The organism is Streptomyces griseofuscus, assembly GCF_014673495.1.
Taxonomy (GTDB): Bacteria; Actinomycetota; Actinomycetes; order Streptomycetales; family Streptomycetaceae; genus Streptomyces; species Streptomyces murinus.
This window is the reverse complement of the sequence record NZ_CP051006.1, coordinates 3,274,700-3,295,671: the sequence shown is the minus strand read 5'-3', so window position 1 is coordinate 3,295,671 and position 20,972 is coordinate 3,274,700. Positions and strand designations below refer to the sequence as shown.

At 70.6% G+C, this 20,972-nt stretch carries 18 protein-coding genes; 13 read left to right on the top strand and 5 right to left on the bottom strand.

The genetic code is table 11. The features are described from left to right. Positions 1–36: 36 nt before the first annotated feature. The 3 genes from HEP81_RS14445 to HEP81_RS14435 all read right to left on the bottom strand — a co-directional run bounded on the left by HEP81_RS14445 (position 37) and on the right by HEP81_RS14435 (position 3,983). On the bottom strand, positions 37–1,017 hold the full coding sequence (locus tag HEP81_RS14445; RefSeq protein WP_037659940.1) for an ABC transporter permease: 981 nt from the start codon (positions 1,015–1,017) through the stop codon (positions 37–39). 99 nt (positions 1,018–1,116) lie between these two features. Next, positions 1,117–2,874 carry an ABC transporter substrate-binding protein gene (locus HEP81_RS14440; protein WP_037659943.1) on the bottom strand — a complete coding sequence of 586 codons (1,758 nt, stop codon included), beginning with the start codon at positions 2,872–2,874 and terminating at the stop codon, positions 1,117–1,119. Between the two features lie 80 nt (positions 2,875–2,954). Further along, positions 2,955–3,983, bottom strand: a complete 1,029-nt coding sequence (locus tag HEP81_RS14435; RefSeq protein ID WP_172624625.1) for an ABC transporter permease — start codon at positions 3,981–3,983, stop codon at positions 2,955–2,957. A 474-nt stretch (positions 3,984–4,457) separates the two neighbouring features. Between HEP81_RS14435 and HEP81_RS14430 the strand changes: the two genes are divergently transcribed. Genes HEP81_RS14430 through HEP81_RS14410 form a run of 5 tightly spaced genes read left to right on the top strand, consistent with a single transcriptional unit; the run spans position 4,458 to position 10,015 of the window. Next, entirely contained in the window at positions 4,458–6,077 is a 1,620-nt protein-coding gene (locus tag HEP81_RS14430; protein WP_037659948.1) for a peptide ABC transporter substrate-binding protein, read from the top strand. A gap of 5 nt (positions 6,078–6,082) precedes the next feature. Then, the gene (locus HEP81_RS14425) at positions 6,083–7,006 is read left to right on the top strand and encodes an ABC transporter permease (RefSeq protein WP_037659950.1); all 924 of its coding nucleotides are present in this window, start codon (positions 6,083–6,085) and stop codon (positions 7,004–7,006) included. Next, the gene (locus tag HEP81_RS14420; protein ID WP_037659952.1) at positions 6,999–7,979 is read left to right on the top strand and encodes an ABC transporter permease; all 981 of its coding nucleotides are present in this window, start codon (positions 6,999–7,001) and stop codon (positions 7,977–7,979) included. The genes HEP81_RS14425 and HEP81_RS14420 overlap by 8 nt, the downstream gene beginning before the upstream one ends. A gap of 7 nt (positions 7,980–7,986) precedes the next feature. Further along, positions 7,987–8,970 carry an ABC transporter ATP-binding protein gene (locus HEP81_RS14415; protein ID WP_037659955.1) on the top strand — a complete coding sequence of 328 codons (984 nt, stop codon included), beginning with the start codon at positions 7,987–7,989 and terminating at the stop codon, positions 8,968–8,970. Then, positions 8,954–10,015: an ABC transporter ATP-binding protein gene (locus HEP81_RS14410; RefSeq protein ID WP_037659957.1), complete on the top strand. Its 1,062-nt coding sequence runs from the start codon at positions 8,954–8,956 to the stop codon at positions 10,013–10,015. Before HEP81_RS14415 ends, HEP81_RS14410 begins: the two co-directional genes overlap by 17 nt. A gap of 128 nt (positions 10,016–10,143) precedes the next feature. Here HEP81_RS14410 and HEP81_RS14405 read toward each other — a convergent pair whose 3' ends face one another. After that, positions 10,144–12,258 carry a S9 family peptidase gene (locus tag HEP81_RS14405; protein ID WP_037659960.1) on the bottom strand — a complete coding sequence of 705 codons (2,115 nt, stop codon included), beginning with the start codon at positions 12,256–12,258 and terminating at the stop codon, positions 10,144–10,146. Positions 12,259–12,435: 177 nt separating this feature from the next. Between HEP81_RS14405 and HEP81_RS14400 the strand changes: the two genes are divergently transcribed. The 8 genes from HEP81_RS14400 to HEP81_RS14365 all read left to right on the top strand — a co-directional run bounded on the left by HEP81_RS14400 (position 12,436) and on the right by HEP81_RS14365 (position 20,034). After that, positions 12,436–12,630, top strand: coding sequence for a hypothetical protein (locus tag HEP81_RS14400; RefSeq protein WP_037659963.1), 195 nt, complete (start codon positions 12,436–12,438; stop codon positions 12,628–12,630). A 40-nt stretch (positions 12,631–12,670) separates the two neighbouring features. Further along, entirely contained in the window at positions 12,671–13,549 is an 879-nt protein-coding gene (gene mshB / locus HEP81_RS14395; RefSeq protein ID WP_037659967.1) for an N-acetyl-1-D-myo-inositol-2-amino-2-deoxy-alpha-D-glucopyranoside deacetylase, read from the top strand. 35 nt (positions 13,550–13,584) lie between these two features. Then, the gene (locus HEP81_RS14390) at positions 13,585–13,977 is read left to right on the top strand and encodes a DUF6113 family protein (RefSeq protein WP_051850448.1); all 393 of its coding nucleotides are present in this window, start codon (positions 13,585–13,587) and stop codon (positions 13,975–13,977) included. 198 nt (positions 13,978–14,175) lie between these two features. Further along, positions 14,176–16,395, top strand: a complete 2,220-nt coding sequence (locus HEP81_RS14385; protein ID WP_037659970.1) for a hypothetical protein — start codon at positions 14,176–14,178, stop codon at positions 16,393–16,395. Between the two features lie 144 nt (positions 16,396–16,539). After that, a complete protein-coding gene (locus HEP81_RS14380; protein ID WP_182789007.1) occupies positions 16,540–17,475 on the top strand; it encodes an ABC transporter ATP-binding protein in 936 nt (311 codons plus the stop codon). Further along, complete coding sequence (locus HEP81_RS14375; protein ID WP_037659974.1) at positions 17,469–18,224, top strand: ABC transporter permease; 756 nt, start codon at positions 17,469–17,471, stop codon at positions 18,222–18,224. The genes HEP81_RS14380 and HEP81_RS14375 overlap by 7 nt, the downstream gene beginning before the upstream one ends. Positions 18,225–18,229: 5 nt before the next feature. Further along, complete coding sequence (locus tag HEP81_RS14370) at positions 18,230–19,423, top strand: sensor histidine kinase (RefSeq protein WP_037660135.1); 1,194 nt, start codon at positions 18,230–18,232, stop codon at positions 19,421–19,423. Next, on the top strand, positions 19,420–20,034 hold the full coding sequence (locus HEP81_RS14365; protein ID WP_037659978.1) for a response regulator transcription factor: 615 nt from the start codon (positions 19,420–19,422) through the stop codon (positions 20,032–20,034). The genes HEP81_RS14370 and HEP81_RS14365 overlap by 4 nt, the downstream gene beginning before the upstream one ends. A 42-nt stretch (positions 20,035–20,076) precedes the next feature. Here HEP81_RS14365 and HEP81_RS14360 read toward each other — a convergent pair whose 3' ends face one another. After that, the gene (locus HEP81_RS14360) at positions 20,077–20,943 is read right to left on the bottom strand and encodes a SirB1 family protein (RefSeq protein WP_037659980.1); all 867 of its coding nucleotides are present in this window, start codon (positions 20,941–20,943) and stop codon (positions 20,077–20,079) included. Positions 20,944–20,972: the final 29 nt, after the last annotated feature.

Below are 20,972 nucleotides of genomic sequence, written 5' to 3'. Positions count from 1 at the left end.
TGGGGGTGATGCGAGGGGTCGGGAATGGGGCGGAGGTCAGGCGAGCCGGATCCGCGGGTCGATGAGGGCGTAGACGGCGTCCACGATGATGTTGAAGATCACGATCGCACCGGCCGACAGCAGGGTCACACCCAGGACCATGGGCAGGTCGCTCTTGTTGACGGCGTCCAGCGCCAGCCGGCCCACACCCTGGAGGCTGAAGACGGACTCGGTGATGATCGCGCCGCCGATGAGGGTGGCGAGGTCGATGCCGAAGATGGTGACGATCGGACCCATCGCGCCGCGCCAGGCGAAGCGGAAGAAGACCTTGCGGCGGGACAGGCCCTTGGCGCGCGCCGTGCGCACGTAGTCCTCGGTCAGGGTCTCGACCAGCTGGGAGCGCGACATACGCGTGTAGTTGGCGGTCCAGATCAGCGCCAGCACCAGCCACGGCAGCAGCAGGCCGGAGGCCCACTCGGCGGGGTTGTCGGTGATCGGGGTGTACGACGGGTTGTCGAGGATGCCGAGCTGCGCGACGAGGAGGTACATCGCGAGGTAACCGACGAAGTAGATCTGCAACGAGGAGGCGATCAGCGAGCCGGAGCTGGCGACCTTGTCCTGCCACTTGCCCTGCTTGACGGCGGCGATCATGCCCGCGCCGACACCGAAGATGATGAAGACGACGGCGGAGCCGAAGGCGAGCGACAGCGTCAGCGGCAGCCGGTCCAGGATGGTGCCGAGGACGGGCTGGCGGTTGGCGAACGAGTAACCGAGGCAGGGCGCCGGGCAGTTGCCGAAGTCGCCGTAGCTGCGGCCGACGAAGATGCCCTTCAGCCAGTACCAGTACTGGACCGGGACCGGGTGGTCGATGCCCAGGTTGTGCCGGACCTGCTTGAGCATGTCGGGCGTGCAGTTCTTGCCGCACGACATCATGGCGGGGTCACGCGGAATGGCGTAGAAGAGCCAGAAGGTGACGGCGCTGATGACCAGCAGGATGACCAGCGCGCCGAGGATTCGGCGAACAAGGAAGCGGAGCATGGGGCGTGACTTTCCGGACGGGGCGCCGTCGCCGGGATAGGGGGGTGGGCCGTAAGGGGGCGGCCAGATCGTGGCCGCCCCCTGGTGGGTGTTACACGGTTACTTCTTCGCGTAGAGCTTGGTCAGCGCGACGCAGGTGTTGCCCGCGTCGAACACGACGTTGCCGACCTTGGATCCGTACATCCAGTTACGGATGGAGTGGTAGTCCGGGACGACCGCGGCCAGCTCCATGATCTGACGGTCGATGGCGCCCCAAGCCTTGTTGGCCTCGTTGACGTCGACGATCTTCGAAGCGGCGTCGATCGCCTTGTTGACGCTCGGGTCGTTGAGCTGAGCGTAGTTGCTGCGACCGTCGCCGATGTTCTTGCCGTCCCAGCAGGGGTAGAACACCGAGTAACCGCCCGGCCAGTCCGGGCTCCAGCCGGCGGCGAACAGGTCGAACGTGTTGTCGATCTTGCCGATCTGGGTGTAGAAGGTCGACTTGTCGACCTGCTTGTTGACGACCTGGAAGCCGGCCGCCTCCAGCGCGTTCTTGATGGCCACGGCGCTCTTCACCGAGGCATCCGAGGACTGGTACGCGATGACCAGCTTCTGGCCGACCTTGCCGGCCTCCTTCAGCAGGGCCTTCGCCTTGACCGGGTCGCCACCGGGCTTCTTGTCCGTGCCGTAGAGGTCGAACTTCTCGTAGCCGGGGGTGACCGGGCTGAGGATCGTGGTGGCGAGCTCGCTGGTGGACGCGCCACCGCGGATCGTCTGGAGCTGCTGGTGCGGCCACGCGTAGTTGATGGCCTGGCGGACCTTGAGGTCCTTGATCCGGGTCATGTTGATCGGCCAGTAGTAGGTGACCGTGTCGACCTGGGTCAGCACGCGCTTCTTCAGCGTGGCGTTGGTCAGGACCTGCGCGATGCGCTCGGGCGCGACCTCGTTGAAGATCGACATCGCGTACTGGTCGTTGCCCTTGTCCGCGATGTAGCGGTCGGTGGAGGCGACGAGCTCGAAGCCGAACTGGAAGACGTACTTGTCCGGGTACGCGTTGCGGATCGCGTCCGTCTTCGGGTCCCAGTGCTCGTTGCGCACGTAGGTCAGCGACTTGCCGATGTCACGGTTGCCGATCCGGTACGGGCCGAGCGCGAACGGCTGCTTGTCGTACTTTTCCTTGGTGTCCTTCTTCTTGTTGACGAGGCCGTAACCCGCCTCGGCCAGCGTGAAGTTGAAGTCCGTCCGGGGCTCGGTCAGGTGGAAGGTGACCGTGTTGCCGGAGATCTCCAGCGAGTCGAGCTTCTTGCCGTCGTAGGGGCCCTTGTACTTGTCGCCGCCGACCATCCACTGCTGCACGTAGCGCGGACCCTCGGTCACGAAGGACGCGAAGAGGCGCTCGAAGGTGTGGCGGACGTCGTCCATGGAGAGGTCGGAGCCGTCCTCCCACTTGATGCCGTCCTTGATGGTGAACGACCAGGTCTTGCCGCCGTCCTTCATGGTGCCGGCGTCCGTGGCGACGTCACCGACGAGCGTGGCGCCGCCCTTGTTGTCGAGCTTGTAGCCGGTCAGGCCGCGCAGGATCGGGCGGGTGATGGCGATCTCGGTCGAGACGTAGATCTGCGCCGGGTCCAGGTGGTCCATGTCGAACTGGTCGAGCGAGTAGATCGTCCCGCCCTTGACCGCGCCCGGGACCTCGGGGGCCGGACCCACCGAGTCGGCCTTGGTGCCGACCGGGATGTTCATGGTCTTGGCGTTGCTCATCGACGGGATGTTCTTGTCCGTCGAGCCCTTGTCGCTGCTGCTGCACGCGCTCAGCACAGTCGTGGAGGCCGCGGCCACACCGGTGGCGATCAGGAAGTTTCTACGTGAAAAAGACATGCTGAGCCTGCCTATAGGGGTCGATTCGGGCGGTCGTGACCAGCCGGACGTCATCGAGCCGGACCGGGTGGAAGGAAGTGCTACCGCTTGGACTTGGGGTCGAGCGCGTCGCGCACGGAGTCACCGAGCAGGTTGAAGGCGACCACGAAGAGAACCATCGAGACGCCCGGGAAGAGCATGAACGTGAGGTCCTGCGAGTAGAACGTGGACCCTCGAGCGATCATCACGCCCCAGTCCGGGGTCGGGTCGATGATGCCGACGCCGAGGAAGGACAGGCCTGCCTCCGCGGTCACGAGCGTCGGGAGCAGCAGCGTGCCCTGGATGATGATCGGTGTCCACAGGTTGGGCAGCAGCTCCTTGAACACGATGCGCATCGGAGACGCGCCCGTGACCTTCGCCGCCTCCACGAACTCGCGCTCACGCAGGCCGAGGACCTGGCCGCGCAGCAGACGCGCGATGGTGGCCCAGCCGAACGCGGTCAGCACCGTGATCAGGGCGAGCGCGCGCAGCCACGTCGGGATGTTGTCGTCGGGGGCGACGAAGATGCCGTAGACGACCGGCATGAACGCGATGAAGAACAGGGTGGACGGGAACGACAGCAGGATGTCGATGACCCGGCTGACGATGTAGTCGGTCTTGCCGCCCAGGTAGCCGGCGGTGATGCCGACCACGACGCCGACGACCACGGTGAGGATCGTGGCGGCCAGGGCGATGCCCAGCGATGTCCGGATGCCGTACAGCAGGAACGTGAAGACGTCGCGGCCGAGCTGCGGCTCGATGCCGAACCAGAACTGCGAGCTCATGCCGCCGTTCGGACCGGCCGGGTAGGAGAACGCGTCCAGCAGGCTCGGGTCCTGGCTGGCGTACGTCGTGTACGGGTTCTTGCCGTAGAGCTTGGCGATCAACGGCGCCGCTATCGCGATCACGAAGAAGAAGATCACGACATAGGCGGATATGACGCCTGTCTTGTCGCGCTTGAAGCGCTTCCAGGCGAGCCGGCCCGGGGAACGGCTCTCACTGCCCTTCGGACCGGTCGAAGTGGTCGACTTCGCGACGGTCTCGTCGGTCACCTCAAGCGGGGTGGCCGCGGATGGAGTTGGGGAGGTCATGGTGCTCCTGGCCCAAGGGAGGGTCTGATGACTCCGCAGGGCACTCCCCTACGGGCTACGCCGGACTTTTTCAACGCAATTCATTCAAGGTCAATAAATTCTCGGCCGACTTGGGCTTGTCTTTACCTTCTTTGCCTCTACTTGGGGAAACTGTAGCTACGCGGGTAGCGCGCTGTAATCAATCCGTGCTTCACATCGGACCAATTGGACTAATCGGGCAAGAAGTTCGTTATGCGGACGGTCGAGTGTCGAAATACGTACATCGGCTGATCCAAATCCAACGTTTCGGCAACGTTACGCGGAGATCCGTTGCGTGCGCCGCACAAGATCAACGTGCCTCCGGGGCGGGGTGCCTGCATTCGGCCGACGTGTCCCTCTAAAGATCCCTCAATCCGGTAATGCGCATGCGGTTTGTGTCGTATGAGCCGATATGAACCGGGTAATAAATCCGGTGATCACCATGAGGAGGCGCCCATGCGGGGACCCAAGCGCGTCCGACGGGCCGCCTGTGCTATCGCAGCCGCGCTGATGATGGCTGGATGCAGTGGTGGCGGAGGCTTCGGCGGGGCCGGGGTGCTCACCTCGTCCTGGGGCGATCCGCAGAACCCGCTGGAGCCGGCCAACACCAACGAGGTCCAGGGCGGCAAGGTGCTGGACATGGTCTTCCGGGGCCTGAAGAAGTACGACCCCCGCACCGGCCGGGCCGTGAACATGCTCGCCGAGCGCATCAGCACCCCCGACTCGCGCACCTTCACCATCACCGTCAAGGACGGCTGGCGGTTCAGCGACGGGGAGCCGGTCACCGCCCGGTCCTTCGTGGACGCCTGGAACTACGGCGCGAGCCTCAGGAACAACCAGAAGAACGCCTACTTCTTCGGCTACATCGACGGCTACGACAAGGTCCACCCCGACAGCGGGCGGCAGAGCGCCGACACCCTGTCCGGGCTCCGGGTCACCGGGCCGCGGACCTTCACCGTCCGTCTGAACCAGAAGTTCGCCGGCTTCCCCGACACCCTCGGGTACGCCGCCTACGCGCCCCTGCCGCGCGCCTTCTTCACCGACCACGCCGGCTGGCTGCGCAAGCCGGTCGGCAACGGGCCGTACCGGATCGCCTCGTACACCAAGGGCTCCGCGATGACCCTGAAGAAGTGGAACGGGTACCCGGGCCCCGACCCGGCCCGCAACGAGGGCGTGACCCTGCTCGTCTACACGGACAGCAACACCGCGTACACCGATGTGCTGGCCGGCAACCTGGACCTCGTCGACGACGTGCCCGCCACCCAGCTCAAGAACGTCCGCACCGATCTGGACGGCCGGTACATCAACACCCCGGCCGGCATCCTCCAGACCCTGGCCTTCCCCTACTACGACCCGAAGTGGAACACCGCGGGGGCGCGCAAGGTCCGCACCGGGCTGTCCATGGCGATCAACCGGGCGCAGATCACCGAGACCATCTTCCGCCGCACCCGCACCCCGGCCACCGACTGGACCTCCCCGGTGCTCGGCACGGCCGGCGGCTTCCAGGACGGGCTGTGCGGACACGCCTGCGACTACGACCCGGCGGGCGCCCGCAGGCTCGTCAGGGAGGGCGGCGGGATCCCCGGCGGCCGGCTGAAGATCACGTACAACGCGGACACCGGCTCGCACAAGCAGTGGGTGGACGCCGTGTGCAACTCCATCAACAACGCCCTCGGAAACGACAAGGCGTGCGTCGGCAACCCGGTCGGCACCTTCGCCGACTTCCGCAACCAGATCGGACAGCACCGGATGAGCGGACCCTTCCGGGCCGGCTGGCAGATGGACTACCCGCTGATCCAGAACTTCCTCCAGCCGCTGTACTACACCGACGCCTCCTCCAACGACGGCAAGTGGTCCAACCCGCAGTTCGACCGGCTCGTGGACCGGGCCAACGCCGAGACCGACCGGGCGGCCTCCGTACGGCTGTTCCAGGAGGCCGAGAAGGTCGTCCGCGACAACATGGCGGCCATCCCGCTCTGGTACCAGAACGGCAGCGCCGGCTACACCGCCCGGCTCTCCCATGTGACGCTCAATCCGTTCAGCGTCCCGGTCTACAACGAGATCAAGGTCGGCTGAGCCGCATGGGCCGCTATGTCGCGAGGCGACTGCTCCAGATGATCCCCGTCTTCATCGGGGCCACCCTGCTGATCTTCCTCATGGTCAACGTGATGGGCGATCCGATCGCCGGCCTGTGCGGCGAGCGCGCCTGCGACCCGGCGACCGCCGCCCAGCTGAAACGGGAGTTCGGCCTCGACCAGCCGCTGTGGCGCCAGTACGTCACCTATATGGGGAACGTCTTCACGGGCAACTTCGGCACCGCCTTCAACGGGCAGCCCGTCACCGAGCTGATGGCGGCGGCTTTCCCGGTCACCATCCGGCTCACGATCGTGGCCATCGCCTTCGAGATCGTCATCGGCATCGCGCTCGGCGTCGTCACCGGCCTGCGGCGCGGCCACCCCGTCGACACGGGCGTGCTGCTGGCGACCCTGGTCGTCATCTCCGTGCCCACCTTCGTCACCGGCCTGCTGCTGCAACTGCTGCTCGGCGTCGCCTGGGGCTGGATCAAACCGTCCGTCTCACCGGCCGCCACCTTCGGCGAGCTGATCGTGCCCGGACTCGTCCTCGCCTCCGTCTCCCTCGCCTACGTCACCCGGCTCACCCGCACCACCATCGCCGAGAACAAGCGCGCCGACTACGTGCGCACCGCGACCGCCAAGGGCCTGCCCCGGCGCCGTGTCGTCACCCGGCATCTGCTGCGCAACTCGCTGATCCCGGTGGTCACCTTCATCGGCACCGACATCGGGGCGCTGATGGGCGGCGCGATCGTCACCGAGCGGATCTTCAACATCCACGGCGTCGGCTACCAGCTCTACCAGGGCATCCTGCGCCAGAACACCCAGACGGTCGTCGGCTTCGTGACCGTCCTGGTGCTGGTCTTCCTGTTCGCCAACCTCCTCGTCGACCTCCTGTACGCCGTACTCGACCCGAGGATCCGCTATGCCTGAACAGCCCTACGAGCCCGAGGGCGTCATCGCCGGGACCGGCATGGGCGGCGCCATGGACCTCGGCGCGAGCGAGGCCACCACCCTGGAGAAGGGCCCCGGCGCACCGCCGGGCGGCGCACCCGCGGGCCGGCCCCGCTCGCTGTGGTCGGACGCCTGGCGGGACCTGCGCCGCAACCCGGTGTTCCTGCTGTCCGCCCTGGTCATCCTCTTCCTGGTGTTCATCTCCCTGTGGCCCTCGGCGATCGCCCCCGGCAGTCCGCTGAGCTGCGACCTGGCCAAGTCCCAGGACGGCCCGGGGCCCGGCGCGCCCTTCGGGTACGACGGGCAGGGCTGCAACGTCTACACACGCACCGTCTACGGGGCCCGTACGTCCGTCACGGTCGGCGTCCTGGCCACCCTGGGGGTCGCGGTCCTCGGGTCCGTCCTGGGCGGTCTGGCGGGCTATTTCGGCGGATGGTGGGACGCGCTGCTGTCCCGCACCACCGACATCTTCTTCGCCATCCCCGTCGTCCTCGGCGGCCTCGTGCTGCTGTCCGTGGTCACCAGCAACACGGTCTGGCCGGTGATCGGCTTCATGGTGCTGCTCGGCTGGCCGCAGATCTCCCGCATCGCGCGCGGCTCGGTCATCACCGCCCGCCAGCACGACTACGTCCAGGCGGCCCGCGCGCTGGGCGCCTCCGACTCCCGCATCCTGCTGCGGCACATCGCGCCGAACGCCGTCGCCCCGGTGATCGTGGTGGCGACCATCGCGCTCGGCACCTACATCTCCCTGGAGGCGACCCTGTCCTACCTGGGAGTGGGCCTCAAGCCGCCCAGCGTCTCCTGGGGCATCGACATCTCCGCCGCCTCCCCCTACATCCGCAACGCCCCGCACGCCCTGCTGTGGCCCTCCGGCGCCCTCGCCGTCACCGTCCTGGCCTTCATCATGCTCGGCGACGCGGTGCGCGACGCCCTCGACCCCAAGCTGAGGTGACGGCGCCATGCTGCTCGAAGTGCGCGATCTGCACGTGGAGTTCAGGGCACGGGACGGGATCGCCCGGGCCGTGAACGGGGTGTCGTACGCCGTCGACGAGGGGGAGACGCTGGCCGTGCTCGGCGAGTCAGGGTCGGGCAAGTCGGTCACCGCGCAGGCCGTGATGGGCATCCTCGACATGCCGCCGGGGCGGATCACCGGCGGCGAGATCCTCTTCCAGGGCCGCGATCTGCTGCGGATGAAGGAGGAGGAACGGCGGGAGCTGCGCGGCGCCCGGATGGCGATGATCTTCCAGGACGCGCTGTCGGCGCTCAACCCGGTGCTCTCCGTGGGCGAGCAGCTCGGCGAACTGTTCACGGTGCACCGGGGGATGTCGCGAAAGGCCGCGCGGGCCAGGGCCGTCGAGCTGATGGACCGGGTGCGCATCCCGGGCGCCGCCCAGCGGGTGCGCGACTACCCCCATCAGTTCTCCGGCGGGATGCGCCAGCGGATCATGATCGCCATGGCGCTGGCCCTGGAACCGGCCCTGGTCATCGCCGACGAGCCCACCACCGCCCTGGACGTCACCGTGCAGGCGCAAGTCATGGACCTGCTCGCCGAGTTGCAGCGCGAGTACCGGATGGGGCTCGTCCTCATCACCCATGACCTCGGGGTGGTGGCGGACGTGGCCGACCGGATCGCCGTGATGTACGCCGGGCGGATCGTGGAGTCGGCGCCGGTGCACGACATCTACAAGGCGCCCGCCCACCCCTACACCCGGGGCCTGCTCGACTCCATCCCGCGCCTGGACCTCAAGGGACAGGAGCTGTACGCCATCAAGGGCCTGCCGCCGAACCTGACGCGCGTCCCTGCGGGCTGCTCCTTCCATCCGCGCTGCCCGATGGCCCGGGACGTCTGCCGCGCCGAGGTGCCGCCGCTGTACGAGGTGTCCGAAGACCGCGGCAGCGCCTGCCACTTCTGGAGGGAGTGCCTGGATGGCGACGAGCGGTGAACCCGTCCTGGAGGTCAGCGGGCTCGTCAAGCACTACCCGCTGACCCGGGGCGTCCTGTTCAAGAAGCAGATCGGCGCGGTGCGGGCGGTCGACGGCGTCGACTTCACCCTCGGCCGGGGCGAGACCCTGGGCATCGTCGGCGAGTCGGGCTGCGGCAAGTCGACGGTCGCCAAGCTGCTGTGCAACCTGGAGCGGCCGACCGCCGGCTCCATCCGGTTCAAGGGCGAGGACATCACCCGGCTGTCCGGGCGCGCCCTGAAGGCGGTGCGCCGCAACATCCAGATGGTCTTCCAGGACCCCTACAGCTCCCTCAACCCCCGGATGACCGTGGGGGACATCGTGGGGGAGCCGTACGAGATCCACCCCGAGGCGGCCCCCAAGGGCGACCGGCGGCGCCGGGTCCGGGACCTGCTGGACGTGGTGGGGCTCGACCCGGACTTCGTCAACCGCTATCCGCACCAGTTCTCCGGCGGCCAGCGCCAGCGCATCGGCATCGCGCGGGGGCTCGCGCTGCGCCCGGAGGTCATCGTCGCCGACGAGCCGGTGTCCGCGCTCGACGTGTCGGTGCAGGCGCAGGTGATCAACCTGCTGGACCGGCTCCAGACGGAGTTCGAGCTCTCCTACGTGTTCATCGCGCACGACCTGTCGATCGTGCGGCACATCTCGGACCGGGTCGGGGTCATGTACCTCGGCCGGATCGTGGAGATCGGACGGGACGCGGAGATCTACGAGCATCCGACGCATCCGTACACGCAGGCGCTGCTGTCCGCGGTACCCGTACCGGACCCCGACGCGCGGCAGGACCGCGAGCGGATCATCCTCAGCGGGGACGTGCCCTCCCCTACGGACATCCCCTCCGGGTGCCGCTTTCGCACCCGGTGCTGGAAGGCGCGGGAGCGGTGCGCGGTGGAGGTGCCGCTGCTCGCGGTGCCGGCCTCTTTCGAGGAAGGTCCGGCCGCCCATGACTCGGCGTGCCACTTCGCGGAGGAGAAGCGGGTGGTGCCGCCGGAGTCCACCCAGGCGAACGGCAACGGGCCGGGGTGACGTCGTGCACCCCGGCCCGTCCACGGCACCCGCACGGCCGTACGTTCTTCAGCCTGGCGTGTCCGTATATCGGAACTGCTTCCGTCAAGTTGCCCGTGTGTTAACGCGGTTGACGGCCGCCGTCCGGCTCAGCCGAGGGCCCGCCGCAGGAAGTCCAGCTGGAGGTTGAGCAGGTTCTCCGCGACCGTCTCCTGCGGGGTCATATGGGTCACCCCGGACAGCGGCAGCACCTCGTGCGGGCGGCCCGCGGCCAGCAGCGCGGAGGACAGCCGCAGCGAGTGCGCGACCACCACGTTGTCGTCCGCCAGGCCGTGGATGACCATCATCGGGCGGTGCGGCTCGGCCGCGTCGACCAGACCGGTGTCGTCGATCAGCGAGTTGCGGCGGTAGACGTCCGGCTGCTCGTTCGGGTCGCCCAGGTAGCGCTCCTGGTAGTGGGTGTCGTAGAGCCGCAGATCGGTGACCGGGGCGCCGACCACCGCCGCGTGGAAGACGTCCGGGCGGCGCAGCACCGCGAGGGCGGAGAGATAGCCGCCGAAGGACCAGCCCCGGATCGCCACCCGGGAGAGGTCCAGGGGGAACCGCTCGGCGAGCGACCGGAGCGCGTCCACCTGGTCCTGGAGGACGATCTCGGCGAGGTCGTCCTTGATCTCCTTCTCCCAGGCGGGCGAGCGGCCCGGGGTGCCCCGGCCGTCGGCGACCACCACGGCGAAGCCCTGGTCGGCGAACCACTGGGAGGTGAGATGGGCGTTGTGCGCGGCGACCACCCGCTGACCGTGCGGACCACCGTAGGGGTCCAGCAAAACCGGCAGGGGAGTGTCACCGTGGTAGTCCCGTGGCATAAGCACGGCGCACGGAATTCGGCGTGCGCCCCCCTCGGTGAGCGTCACCCTGGGGGACAAACCGGGGTCTTCGGCGTACGACCGGACAGTGGCCGTCGGTTTCCCGTCAGTCAGCACCTGGACCCGCGTGCCCGGCCGGTCCGGCGTCGCGGACACCAGCACCGTCACGCCGCCGGCGCGCACCGCCGAGTGCACACCGGGCTCCCGGGACACGCGCTCCACGCCCAGTTCGTTCACCCGGTACACATGGATCTCGCCGATCTCGGGATCCTCCGCTTCGGCTCCCGCGGAGGCGGAGACGAGCGTGTCGTCCGCACCCACGTCCAGAACCGCACGGATGTGCAACTGGCCGCTGGTCAGCGGACGTTCGCCCACGGCGAGGACGCGGGCACCGCCCTCGTCCGCGATCCGGACCAGCTGCCCGGAGGGGTTCCAGCACGGCGCCCCGGCGAACAGTTCCAGCCAAATCGGGTCCTCGTCGGCGTGCACCATCCGGGTCGTCCCGGTGTCCGGGTCCACCGCCAGATACAGCAGGCCGCGCTGGTCCCGGGACTGTACGAGGACCAGCGGCGCACCCGCCTCTGACCAGTGCACTCGGGCGAGGTAGGGGTAGCGGTCGCGGTCCCAGAGCACCTCCGTGCGCTCCCCGTCGAGGCCCAGCACGAACAGCCGTACGTCCGCGTTAGGGGTGCCCGCCGCGGGGTACGCGACGTTATTTGGCTCACGGTCCGGATGGGCCGGGTCGGAGATCCACCACCTGGTCACCGGCGTGTCGTCCGCGCGGGCCACCAGCAGCCGGTCGGCGCCCGGTGCCCACCAGAAGCCGCGGGTACGGCTCATCTCCTCGGCCGCGATGAACTCCGCGAGCCCGTAGGTGACCTGCTCGGACTCCGGCTCGGCGAGCGCGCGGTCGCCCTCGCCGTCGGCGCCCACCACCCGCAGGGCGCCCTGGGAGACATAGGCGATGTGCCGGCCGTCGGGTGCCGGGCGCGGGTCGATCACCGGTCCGGGCACGGGCAGTTCACGGGTCCCGCCGGTCGTCAGGCTCGCCGTGAAAAGCCGCCCTGACAAGGCGAAAGACGCCGTTTCCACGGCAGCGTCGGTGGCGTAGCCGACGATGCCGGCCCCGCCCTCCCTGCTGCGCTCCCGGCGGGCCCGCTCCTCGGCCGAGAGCTGTTCGGAGGCGCCGTTCAGGAGGGCGCCCGGGTCTGCGGCGAGGCGCTCGGTGCCTTCCGGAAGGTCAAGCACCCACAGGGAGTTGGCCCGGTCGGAACCGGAGCTCGAACGCAGGAACGCGACCCGCGCGCCCTCGGGCGCCACGGTGAACCCGCGCGGCGCGCCGAGGGTGAATCGCTGGGTCCTGGCGTGTCTGCGGGGGAAGGAGTCGGACTCGGTCGTCATACCCCGACCATATTGGCCATGCGCCCCCTTGTGCGGCCGTGCGCCGAGCGATGCGCGAGCACGGATAGTTATGATCACTACCGCTGTGTGGGTATGAACCTGCCGGTGTCCGCATGGACTTGCTCTACCGATCTTTCCGAACAGCCGTGTCCCTGGGATCTTTGGAGGTGAGCCGCCGTGGCACTCTCGATTTCGGCGGTGGTGCTGCTGGCGATCATCGTCTTCCTGCTGATGAAGAAGTCGGGACTGAAGGGCGGCCACGCGGTCGTCTGCATGCTGCTCGGCTTCTACCTCGCCTCCTCCACCATCGCGCCCACGATCAGCCAGCTCACCACGAACGTGGCGAGCATGATCGGCAGCATCAAGTTCTGACGGCCGGGCGGGCGGCCCCGGGTCTGCGTAGGGTGGTGGCATGACGGAACTGCCCTCCTTCGGCCCGCGCGCCGCCCGGCGGCTGTTGCTGGTGCACGCACACCCGGACGACGAGTCGATCAACAACGGCGCCACCATGGCCAAGTACGTGGCCGAGGGTGCCCAGGTGACCCTGGTCACCTGCACCCTGGGGGAGCGGGGCGAGTCCATCCCGCCCGGGCTGCGGCACCTGACCGGCGCCGCGCTCGGCGCGTACCGGCGCGGTGAGCTGGCCGCCGCCCTCGGCGAGCTGGGCGTCACCGACGCCCGGTTGCTCGGCGGCGCCGGCCGCTACGGCGACTCCGGGATGATGGGCATCGCCGACAACGAGGACCCCGGCTGCTTCTGGCAGGCCGATGTGGACGAGGCCGCGGAACACCTCGTCGAGGTGATCCTCCAGACCCGCCCCCAGGTCCTCGTCACCTACGACGACAACGGCGGCTACGGGCACCCGGACCACATCCAGGCCCACCGCGTCGCCATGCGCGCCGCCGATCTCGCGGCCGGCCGCGGGCACACCATCGACAAGGTCTACTGGATCCGCACCCCGCGCTCCGTCGCCGAGGACGCCTTCGCCCGGCTCCAGGACGAGCTGCCGGCCCTGCCCTTCGAGAAGAGCGCGGCCCTGGACGACGTACCGGGCGTGGTGGACGACGCCCGGGTCACCACCGCCGTCGACGGCACCGCCCACGCCGCCGCGAAGGCCGCCGCGATGCGTGCTCACGCCACCCAGGTCGAGGTCGCCGAGCCCTGGTTCGCGCTCTCGAACGGGCTGGCCCAGCCGCTGTTCACCACCGAATACTACGAGTTGGTGCGCGGCACCGCCGTCCCCGGGGAGACCGACCTGTTCGCCGGGATCGCCGTCGGGGAGGCGCCGTGAGCGGCACCCAGGGGGGCACCGGCACCCCGGGCCCGATGCTCGCCCAGCCGCTGCGCCCGCCGACGCCCGGCCGGGCCCTGGCCCACATCGGCCTGTTCCTGCTCGGCGCCGTCGTCGCGGTCGCCGGGTCCCTGGTGCAGGCCGCCTGGTTCCCCGGCGGGCTGCTGCTCGCCCTCGCGGGCGCCGTCGGGGTGTTCCTCGGCGGCGCGTACGCCACCCGGTCCCGGGGCGGCGCGATGGCGCCCGCGGCGGGCTGGATCGTCACCGTCATCCTGCTCACCACCTCCCGTCCCGAGGGCGACTTCCTCTTCGGCGCGGGCGGCGGCTCCTATCTCTTCCTGTTCGGTGGCATGGCCCTCGCTGTGATCTGTGCCACCCTCGGCGCCGGGAGGCAACCACGCCTCGGCTCCGCCCGACTTGGGAAGTGACGTACCGCTTTCCGGTGCGGCCCACGTGCGAGTTGGGTGTGGGTTTCCTCAGCGGTCAGGGGATGTACGCCAGGGGCGGCCAGTATGGTGGTGCGCGCCGCCGAGCCTCCCCCGCGCTCTCGACCTCGTTCGAGTTGGGGGGACCGCCGAAGCAGTGAGGTCAGTGTCGGGCGGCGGAGCCAACTGGGAGAACCTGCCTTGAGTCGTGAAACTGACACTCCGTCCTCCGGGCCCAACGGGCGCGGCGGAGCCGCATACCCGTCCGGCACCCCGCCGTACGGGACCCCCATGGCTTCCGACGACGGTGCGGACGCGGGCCGTTCGGGCGCGCGGTCCGAGGAACGCAAGACCGAGACCACGCTGACGACCCGGATCCGGATCAACATCCCCGGGTCCCGGCCCATCCCGCCGGTCGTCGTGCGCAAGCCCGTGGACGACGGCGAGGCCGCCGGGGACGACAGGCCCGCCGCCGAGGTGCGCACCCCGGCCGCGGCCGCGCCCGCCCCCGAGGCCCCCGCGGAGCCCGCGGCCCCGGCCGAGGAGAAGACCAGCGACTGGTTCGCGCCCCGCAAGGCGGGCGCGCCCGCCAAGGGCGGCGCGGGTGCCAACGGGGCCAAGAACTCCGGCGGTTCCGGCGCCCCCGCGGGCGCGCCGGGCGGCCGCCCGGGCGCCCAGGGCACCGGAGGCGCGGCCGGTGGCTCCGGCGCCCGCCCCGGTGGCGTGGTCGGCTCCATGAGCGTGCCCGGCCGCACCTCGGGCAAGACGAACGGCGCGGGCCTGCCCGGCGCCACCGGCGGCCCCGTGGCCCCCGGGCACGGCGGCGGCACCGGCTCCTTCGACGTCACCGAGGCGCTGGCCGCGGGCCCGCTGGGCGGCGGCTCCCGGTCCTCCGACGCGGGCGGCGGCGAGCCGCGCCGCGACGAGCTGCCGTACTTCTCGGAGAACGGCCCGGCGGGCGGCCAGGACCCCTTCGGCACCGCGGGCGCGGGCGGCGCGAACGGCGCCGGCGGCCAGGGCGGCCGGGGCGGCCCGCAGGGGCCCGCAGGGCCGACCGGCGGTCCGGTCACCGGCGACAGCCCGCTGCGGCCGGGCGCCGAGGGCCCCTACGGGCATCAGGGTGCCGGGCGCAGCGCCCTCACGGACATCGCCGACCTCGAAGGACCGGCCGGGGTGCCGGGCGCCGGGCTCGGCCCCGGGGGCGGGCTCAGCGACGACACCGCGATCCTCACCCCGCAGAAGCCGGCCCCCGAACCGGGCACGCCCGGCTACCGGGCCCCGGACAACGTCTCCGGACACACCGTCACCAGCGGTATCCCGGTGGTCCCGGGCGGCAACGGCGGTCCGTTCGGCACCGGTGGTCCCGGCGGCCTCGGGGCTCCGGCCGGTGGTCCCGGTGGCCCGGCCGCTGCGGTGGCGCCGAAGCCCGAGCCGGCCGCGGCGGCGCCCAAGGCGGCGGCCAAGCCGAAGAAGAAGGGCCGCAGCAAGCTGGTCCTGCTCTGCGTCGGCCTGGTCGCGATCGCGGGCGGTGTCTACGGCGCCGGGCTGCTGATGAACCACACCGATGTGCCCAAGGGCACCACCGTGCTCGGCGTCGACATCGGCGGCGGCACCCGTGACGACGCGGTCAAGAAGCTGGACGACGTGTTCGGCAACCGGGTCGCCAAGCCGCTGAAGCTCTCCGTGGGCGGCCGTACGGTCATGCTCACCCCGGCCAACGCCGGTCTCCAGTTCGACTTCCAGGCCACCGCGAGCGCGGCCGCCAAGAGCGACTACAACCCGGTCTCCGTGGTCGGCACGCTCTTCGGGCAGCACCGCGTGGTCGACCCGGTCATGCCGGTGGACGAGGAGAAGCTCCAGGCGGCGCTCCAGCAGGCGGGCGGCGGCTCCGGCTCGGGCGCGGTGGTCGACGGCGGCATCACCTTCCAGGCCGGCAAGGCCGTCGCCGTGCACGGCAAGGCGGGTACGGCCATCGACGCGGCCCGCTCGACCCAGGCGATCGAGCAGGCGTACCGCGCGGAGGTGGAGACCGGTGACTCCTCGGTGATCACCGTGCCCACCGCCAACCGGCAGCCCGCGGTCTCCGACGCCGAGGTCAGCCGCGAGATGAAGGAGTTCGCGGAGCCGGCCATGTCGGCGCCGGTGACCGTGCGCGCCGACACGGGGCAGACGGTCATGTTCAGCCCGCAGAAGTCGCTGTGGAAGTTCCTCGGCGTGGCCGCGGTCAACGGCAAGCTGACCGACAAGCCGAACTACCCGGCCCTGAAGGAGCTCTACGGGCAGACCTTCGACGGCGTCCTGATCACCCGGGGCAACGGCAAGAAGACGCCGGTCACCCCCCAGGACGTCTATCTGGCCATGCGCCAGGCGCTGACCAGCACGACCAACCGGGTCGCGGTGATCAGCACGCACCCCAACTGAGGGGCGCCGACACGGCTCTTGAGGGGCGCCCGGCAGGTCTGCCGGGCGCCCCTTGAGGGTCCTGCGGGGTATGACATCTGTCATCCGCCACCCAGGACCCCCGACACTGCCGGGCACCCGCCCCGCACCGGCACCATGGACGACATGACAACGACAGCGGTACCGGCCGCCTCCACCACCGAGGTGGTCGGGTTCGACCAGGTGACCAAGACGTACGGGACGGTACGGGCCGTCGACGGGCTCTCGCTCCGGCTGCACCCGGGGGAGACCGTGGCCCTGCTCGGCCCGAACGGCGCGGGCAAGTCCACCACCCTCGATCTGCTCCTCGGCCTCAAGCAGCCCGACGCCGGCACGGTGTCCGTGTTCGGCACCGGCCCGCGCGAGGCGATCGTGGCCGGGCGGGTCGGGGCCATGTTGCAGAGCGGCGGCCTGATGGACGACGTCACGGTGGCCGAGCTGGTCAAGCTGTCCTGCTCCCTGCACCCGCGGCCCTACAAGGCCGCCGATGTGATGGCCCGCGCCGGCATCGCGCAGATCGCCGACCGCAAGGTCAACAAGCTCTCCGGCGGCCAGGCCCAGCGCGTCCGCTTCGCGCTCGCCACCGCCGGCGACAGCGATCTGATCATCCTGGACGAGCCGACCACCGGCATGGACGTCTCCGCCCGCCAGGCCTTCTGGGCCACCATGCGCGAGCAGGCCGACCAGGGCCGCACCGTCCTGTTCGCCACGCACTACCTCGAAGAGGCCGACGCCATCGCCGACCGGGTCCTGGTGCTGCACCGCGGCCGCCTCCTCGCCGACGGCACCGCCGCCGAGATCAAGGCCCGCGCCGGCGCCCGCCGGATCGCCTTCGACCTGGAGGGCGCCGTCGACGCGGCCGCCCTGCGCGCCCTGCCCTTCCTGACCGGCATCGACGTGTCCGGGCAGACCGTGCGCATCCAGTCCTCCGACGCCGACGCCACCGTGCACGCCCTGTACGGCCTCGGCCTCTACCCCCGCAACCTCGAGGTCGCCGGCCTCGGCCTGGAGCAGGCGTTCGTCGCCATCACGGAGGCCGAGGAGGCCAAGCAGTCATGCTGAATACATTTGGTACGCGGGCTCTGATCAAGCTGGAACTGACCCGCGCCCTGCGCAACAAGAAGTTCCTGTTCTTCTCGGTGCTCTACCCGGCGGTCCTCTTCCTGATCATCGCGGGCAACGCCGGCAACGCCAAGATCGACGGCACCGGGCTGACCGTGGCCACGTACATGATGGTGTCCATGGCCTCCTTCGGCGCGCTGACCGCCGTGCTGATGGGCAACAGCGAGCGCATCGCCAAGGAGCGCGAGAGCGGCTGGGTACGGCAGCTGCGGCTGACCCCGCTGCCCGGGCGCGGCTACGTCCTCGCCAAGACCGCCAGCGCCGCCGTGGTGAGCCTGCCGTCCATCGTGGTGGTCTTCCTGGTCGCCGCGGCGGTCAAGGACGTACGGCTGGACGCCTGGCAGTGGCTCGCGCTCACCGGGATCATCTGGGCCGGCAGCCTGGTCTTCGCCGCGCTCGGCGTGGCCATCGGCTACCTCGCCTCCGGTGACGCGGTCCGCCCCATCACCATGATCGTGTACTTCGGTCTGTCGATCCTCGGCGGTCTGTGGATGCCCACGACCACGTTCCCGCGGTTCCTCCAGGACATCGCCAAGTGGCTGCCCACCCACGCGTACGCCGCGCTGGGCCGGGCCATCGAGGAGAGCCGGGCCCCGCACACCACGGACATCGCCGTCCTCGCCGTGTACTTCGTCCTCTTCGCGGGCGGCGCGGCCTGGCTGTACCGGAAGGACACGCTGAAGGCGTGAGCACCATGACGGAAGGCCCGAAGGCGGCCGGGGGCCGGCCGGAGACACAGGTCCGGATCGGACAGGGCGTACAGGGGCGGCGCGAGCTGCTGGTGAAGGCGCTGTGGATCGCCGTCTGGCTGGTCTTCCTCAGCTCTCCCATCCAGGACCTGACCGGCGGCCGGCACACCACGGCCGGCACCGTGGCGGGGACGATCGGCCTCACCGTCTTCGTGTGCGCCTATCTCACCCTGGTCTTCCGGCAGATGGGCAAGCCCTTCGCGCCGCGGACCGTGGCCCTGCTGCTCGGCACCCTCCTGGTGCTCGCGCCCGCCCTGACCTACGGCCTGGGCACCCAGTGGAGCGGACTGTTCGTCTACCTCTCGGTGGCCTGCGGGGCGACCCTGCCGCTGCGCCTGGCGTACTGGGCGATCCCCGGCTCCGCGATCGTGATGTACCTGGTCGGACTGCGCTGGGGCGTCTACTCGGTCGACGACAACATGCTGACGGTCGTGCTCATCGGGTTCGCGATGGTCGGCGTGGGCCAACTGGTGCGCACCACGATCGAGTTGCGCAAGGCCCGGGCCACCGTCGCCCAGCTCGCCGCCAACGAGGAGCGACTGCGCCTCGCCCGCGACCTGCACGATCTGCTGGGCCACTCGCTCTCCCTGATCACGCTCAAGAGCGAGCTGGCCGGGCGGATGCTGCCCGAGCACCCCGACAAGGCGGCCCAGCAGGTCAGCGACATCGAACAGGTCAGCCGCCAGGCCCTGGTGGACGTCCGGGAGGCCGTCACCGGCTACCGGCGCCCCCGGCTCGCCGTCGAGCTGGCCGGCACCCAGGTGGCCCTCACGGCCGCGGGCGTCATCGCCGAACTGCCGCCCGAACCCGACCTCGCCGGGGTGCCCGAGGAGGCCGAGTCGGCGCTCGCCTGGGCACTGCGCGAGGCGGTCACCAACGTGGTGCGGCACAGCGGCGCCGACCGGTGCGCCGTACGGCTCACCCACCGCCAGACGCTGGACGGCCCGATGCTCGAACTCGCCGTCGAGGACGACGGATCGGGCACCGGCAACGGCGGCTTCGGCAACGGTCTGACCGGGCTGACCGAACGCCTGGAGAAGGCCGGCGGAACGCTGGAGGCGGGCCGGGTCAAGCACGGCTTCCGGCTGGTCGCCCGCGTGCCCCTGGCCCCCGTGGGCGACGTAGGATCCGGGGCATGACGAGCACCATCAGGGTCCTGCTGGCCGAGGACCAGTCCATGGTCCGCGAGGCGCTGGCCGCGCTGCTCGGACTGGAGGACGACATCGAGGTCGTCGCGCAGGTCGCGCGCGGGGACGAGGTGCTCGGCGCGGTCGCGGCGCACGACGTGGACGTGGCGCTGCTGGACATCGAGATGCCGGGCTGCACCGGCATCGAGGCCGCGGCCCGGGTCCACCGGGACTTCCCCCGGGTCAAGTTGGTGGTGCTGACCACCTTCGGGCGGCCCGGCTATCTGCGCAGCGCCATGGAGGCGGGCGCCGACGCCTTCCTCGTCAAGGACGCGCCCGCCGCCCAGCTCGCCGCCGCCGTACGCAAGGTGCTCGCCGGGGAGCGGGTCATCGACCCCACGCTGGCCGCCGCCGCGCTCGCCGAGGGCGCGAACCCGCTCACCGAACGCGAGCGGGAGGTGCTGCGCGCCGCGGCCGACGGCTCCACCAACGCCGAACTGGCCAAGGCCCTGCACCTGTCCCAGGGCACGGTCCGCAACTACCTCTCCACCGCCATCCAGAAGCTCGCCGTCCGCAACCGGGCGGAGGCGGTGCGCGCCGCGCGGGAGAAGGGCTGGCTGTAGAAGCAGCCGGTACGAGGGGCCGGAAGCCGCCGGTACGGCAGTTCAGTTGAGCTTGGACCGGGCGGTCCGGGCCTGGTGCCGCACCCGTTCGGCGGCCGGTTCGTCGACCACCTCGATCAGCTCGGCGTACGCGTCCAGTTCGTCCGCACCGGCCGTGAACTGGCCGCGCTGCACCAGCAGTTGCCCGCGCTCGTAGCGCAGCCGCGCCGGGTGGGCCGGGATCAGCAGCGACAGCTCCACCGCGCGCAGCGCCACGTCCGAGCGCTCGGGGCGGGCCGCGGCCCACGCGCGGATGTTGTTCAGGATGCGCTGGACGACCTCCAGCGGGGGCGCCGGCTCCAGCATCCCGGGGTCGAGCGGGCCCCCGGTCGCGCCGGCCACCAGCAGCTCGGCGTCCGGCCCGGTGAGCACCCGCCCGCCCTCGAACGGGTCGGCCAGCACCTGCTCCCCGGGCGCCCCGAACCCGACCACGAAGTGCCCCGGCAGCGCGACCCCGTACACCGGGGCCCCGGCCCGCCGGGCCACCTCGAGCCACACCACCGACAGCAGGATCGGCAGCCCGCGCCGGCGCCGCAGCACCTCGTGCAGCAGCGAGGACTCCAGGCGCTGGTAGTCGCCGGGCGTGCCGTGGAACTCGTAGCGGCCGCCGAGCAGCCGCCGTACCGCCTCGGCCCAGGCGCGCGGACCGCCGGGCCGGTAGGGCAGCTCGCCCGCGAGCCGGTCCAGCTCCGCCTGCGCGGAGTCGATCCCGGCCTCGTCCAGCGAGCCGTCCGTCTCCGCGCCGATCAGCAGGCACAGCGCCGCCAGGTCCGGCCGCGGTGACCGGGCCTCCTCGGCGAACCGCGCCCGCACCTCGGCGGACCGCTCGGGCGGGGGCGGGTACGGGGGCGGCAGATACGGGTGGGACATGGTGGATTCTCGCCCTTCCGGGAGCCGGG

What these genes read in the sequence shown, in the direction of transcription:
- HEP81_RS14445 (WP_037659940.1), bottom strand. Translation starts at nt 1,017, where the DNA reads ATGCTCCGCTTCCTTGTTCGCCGAATCCTCGGCGCGCTGGTCATCCTG.
- HEP81_RS14440 (WP_037659943.1), bottom strand. Translation starts at nt 2,874, where the DNA reads ATGTCTTTTTCACGTAGAAACTTCCTGATCGCCACCGGTGTGGCCGCG.
- HEP81_RS14435 (WP_172624625.1), bottom strand. Translation starts at nt 3,983, where the DNA reads ATGACCTCCCCAACTCCATCCGCGGCCACCCCGCTTGAGGTGACCGAC.
- HEP81_RS14430 (WP_037659948.1), top strand. Translation starts at nt 4,458, where the DNA reads ATGCGGGGACCCAAGCGCGTCCGACGGGCCGCCTGTGCTATCGCAGCC.
- HEP81_RS14425 (WP_037659950.1), top strand. Translation starts at nt 6,083, where the DNA reads ATGGGCCGCTATGTCGCGAGGCGACTGCTCCAGATGATCCCCGTCTTC.
- HEP81_RS14420 (WP_037659952.1), top strand. Translation starts at nt 6,999, where the DNA reads ATGCCTGAACAGCCCTACGAGCCCGAGGGCGTCATCGCCGGGACCGGC.
- HEP81_RS14415 (WP_037659955.1), top strand. Translation starts at nt 7,987, where the DNA reads ATGCTGCTCGAAGTGCGCGATCTGCACGTGGAGTTCAGGGCACGGGAC.
- HEP81_RS14410 (WP_037659957.1), top strand. Translation starts at nt 8,954, where the DNA reads ATGGCGACGAGCGGTGAACCCGTCCTGGAGGTCAGCGGGCTCGTCAAG.
- HEP81_RS14405 (WP_037659960.1), bottom strand. Translation starts at nt 12,258, where the DNA reads ATGACGACCGAGTCCGACTCCTTCCCCCGCAGACACGCCAGGACCCAG.
- mshB (WP_037659967.1), top strand. Translation starts at nt 12,671, where the DNA reads ATGACGGAACTGCCCTCCTTCGGCCCGCGCGCCGCCCGGCGGCTGTTG.
- HEP81_RS14390 (WP_051850448.1), top strand. Translation starts at nt 13,585, where the DNA reads ATGCTCGCCCAGCCGCTGCGCCCGCCGACGCCCGGCCGGGCCCTGGCC.
- HEP81_RS14380 (WP_182789007.1), top strand. Translation starts at nt 16,540, where the DNA reads ATGACAACGACAGCGGTACCGGCCGCCTCCACCACCGAGGTGGTCGGG.
- HEP81_RS14375 (WP_037659974.1), top strand. Translation starts at nt 17,469, where the DNA reads ATGCTGAATACATTTGGTACGCGGGCTCTGATCAAGCTGGAACTGACC.
- HEP81_RS14370 (WP_037660135.1), top strand. Translation starts at nt 18,230, where the DNA reads ATGACGGAAGGCCCGAAGGCGGCCGGGGGCCGGCCGGAGACACAGGTC.
- HEP81_RS14365 (WP_037659978.1), top strand. Translation starts at nt 19,420, where the DNA reads ATGACGAGCACCATCAGGGTCCTGCTGGCCGAGGACCAGTCCATGGTC.
- HEP81_RS14360 (WP_037659980.1), bottom strand. Translation starts at nt 20,943, where the DNA reads ATGTCCCACCCGTATCTGCCGCCCCCGTACCCGCCCCCGCCCGAGCGG.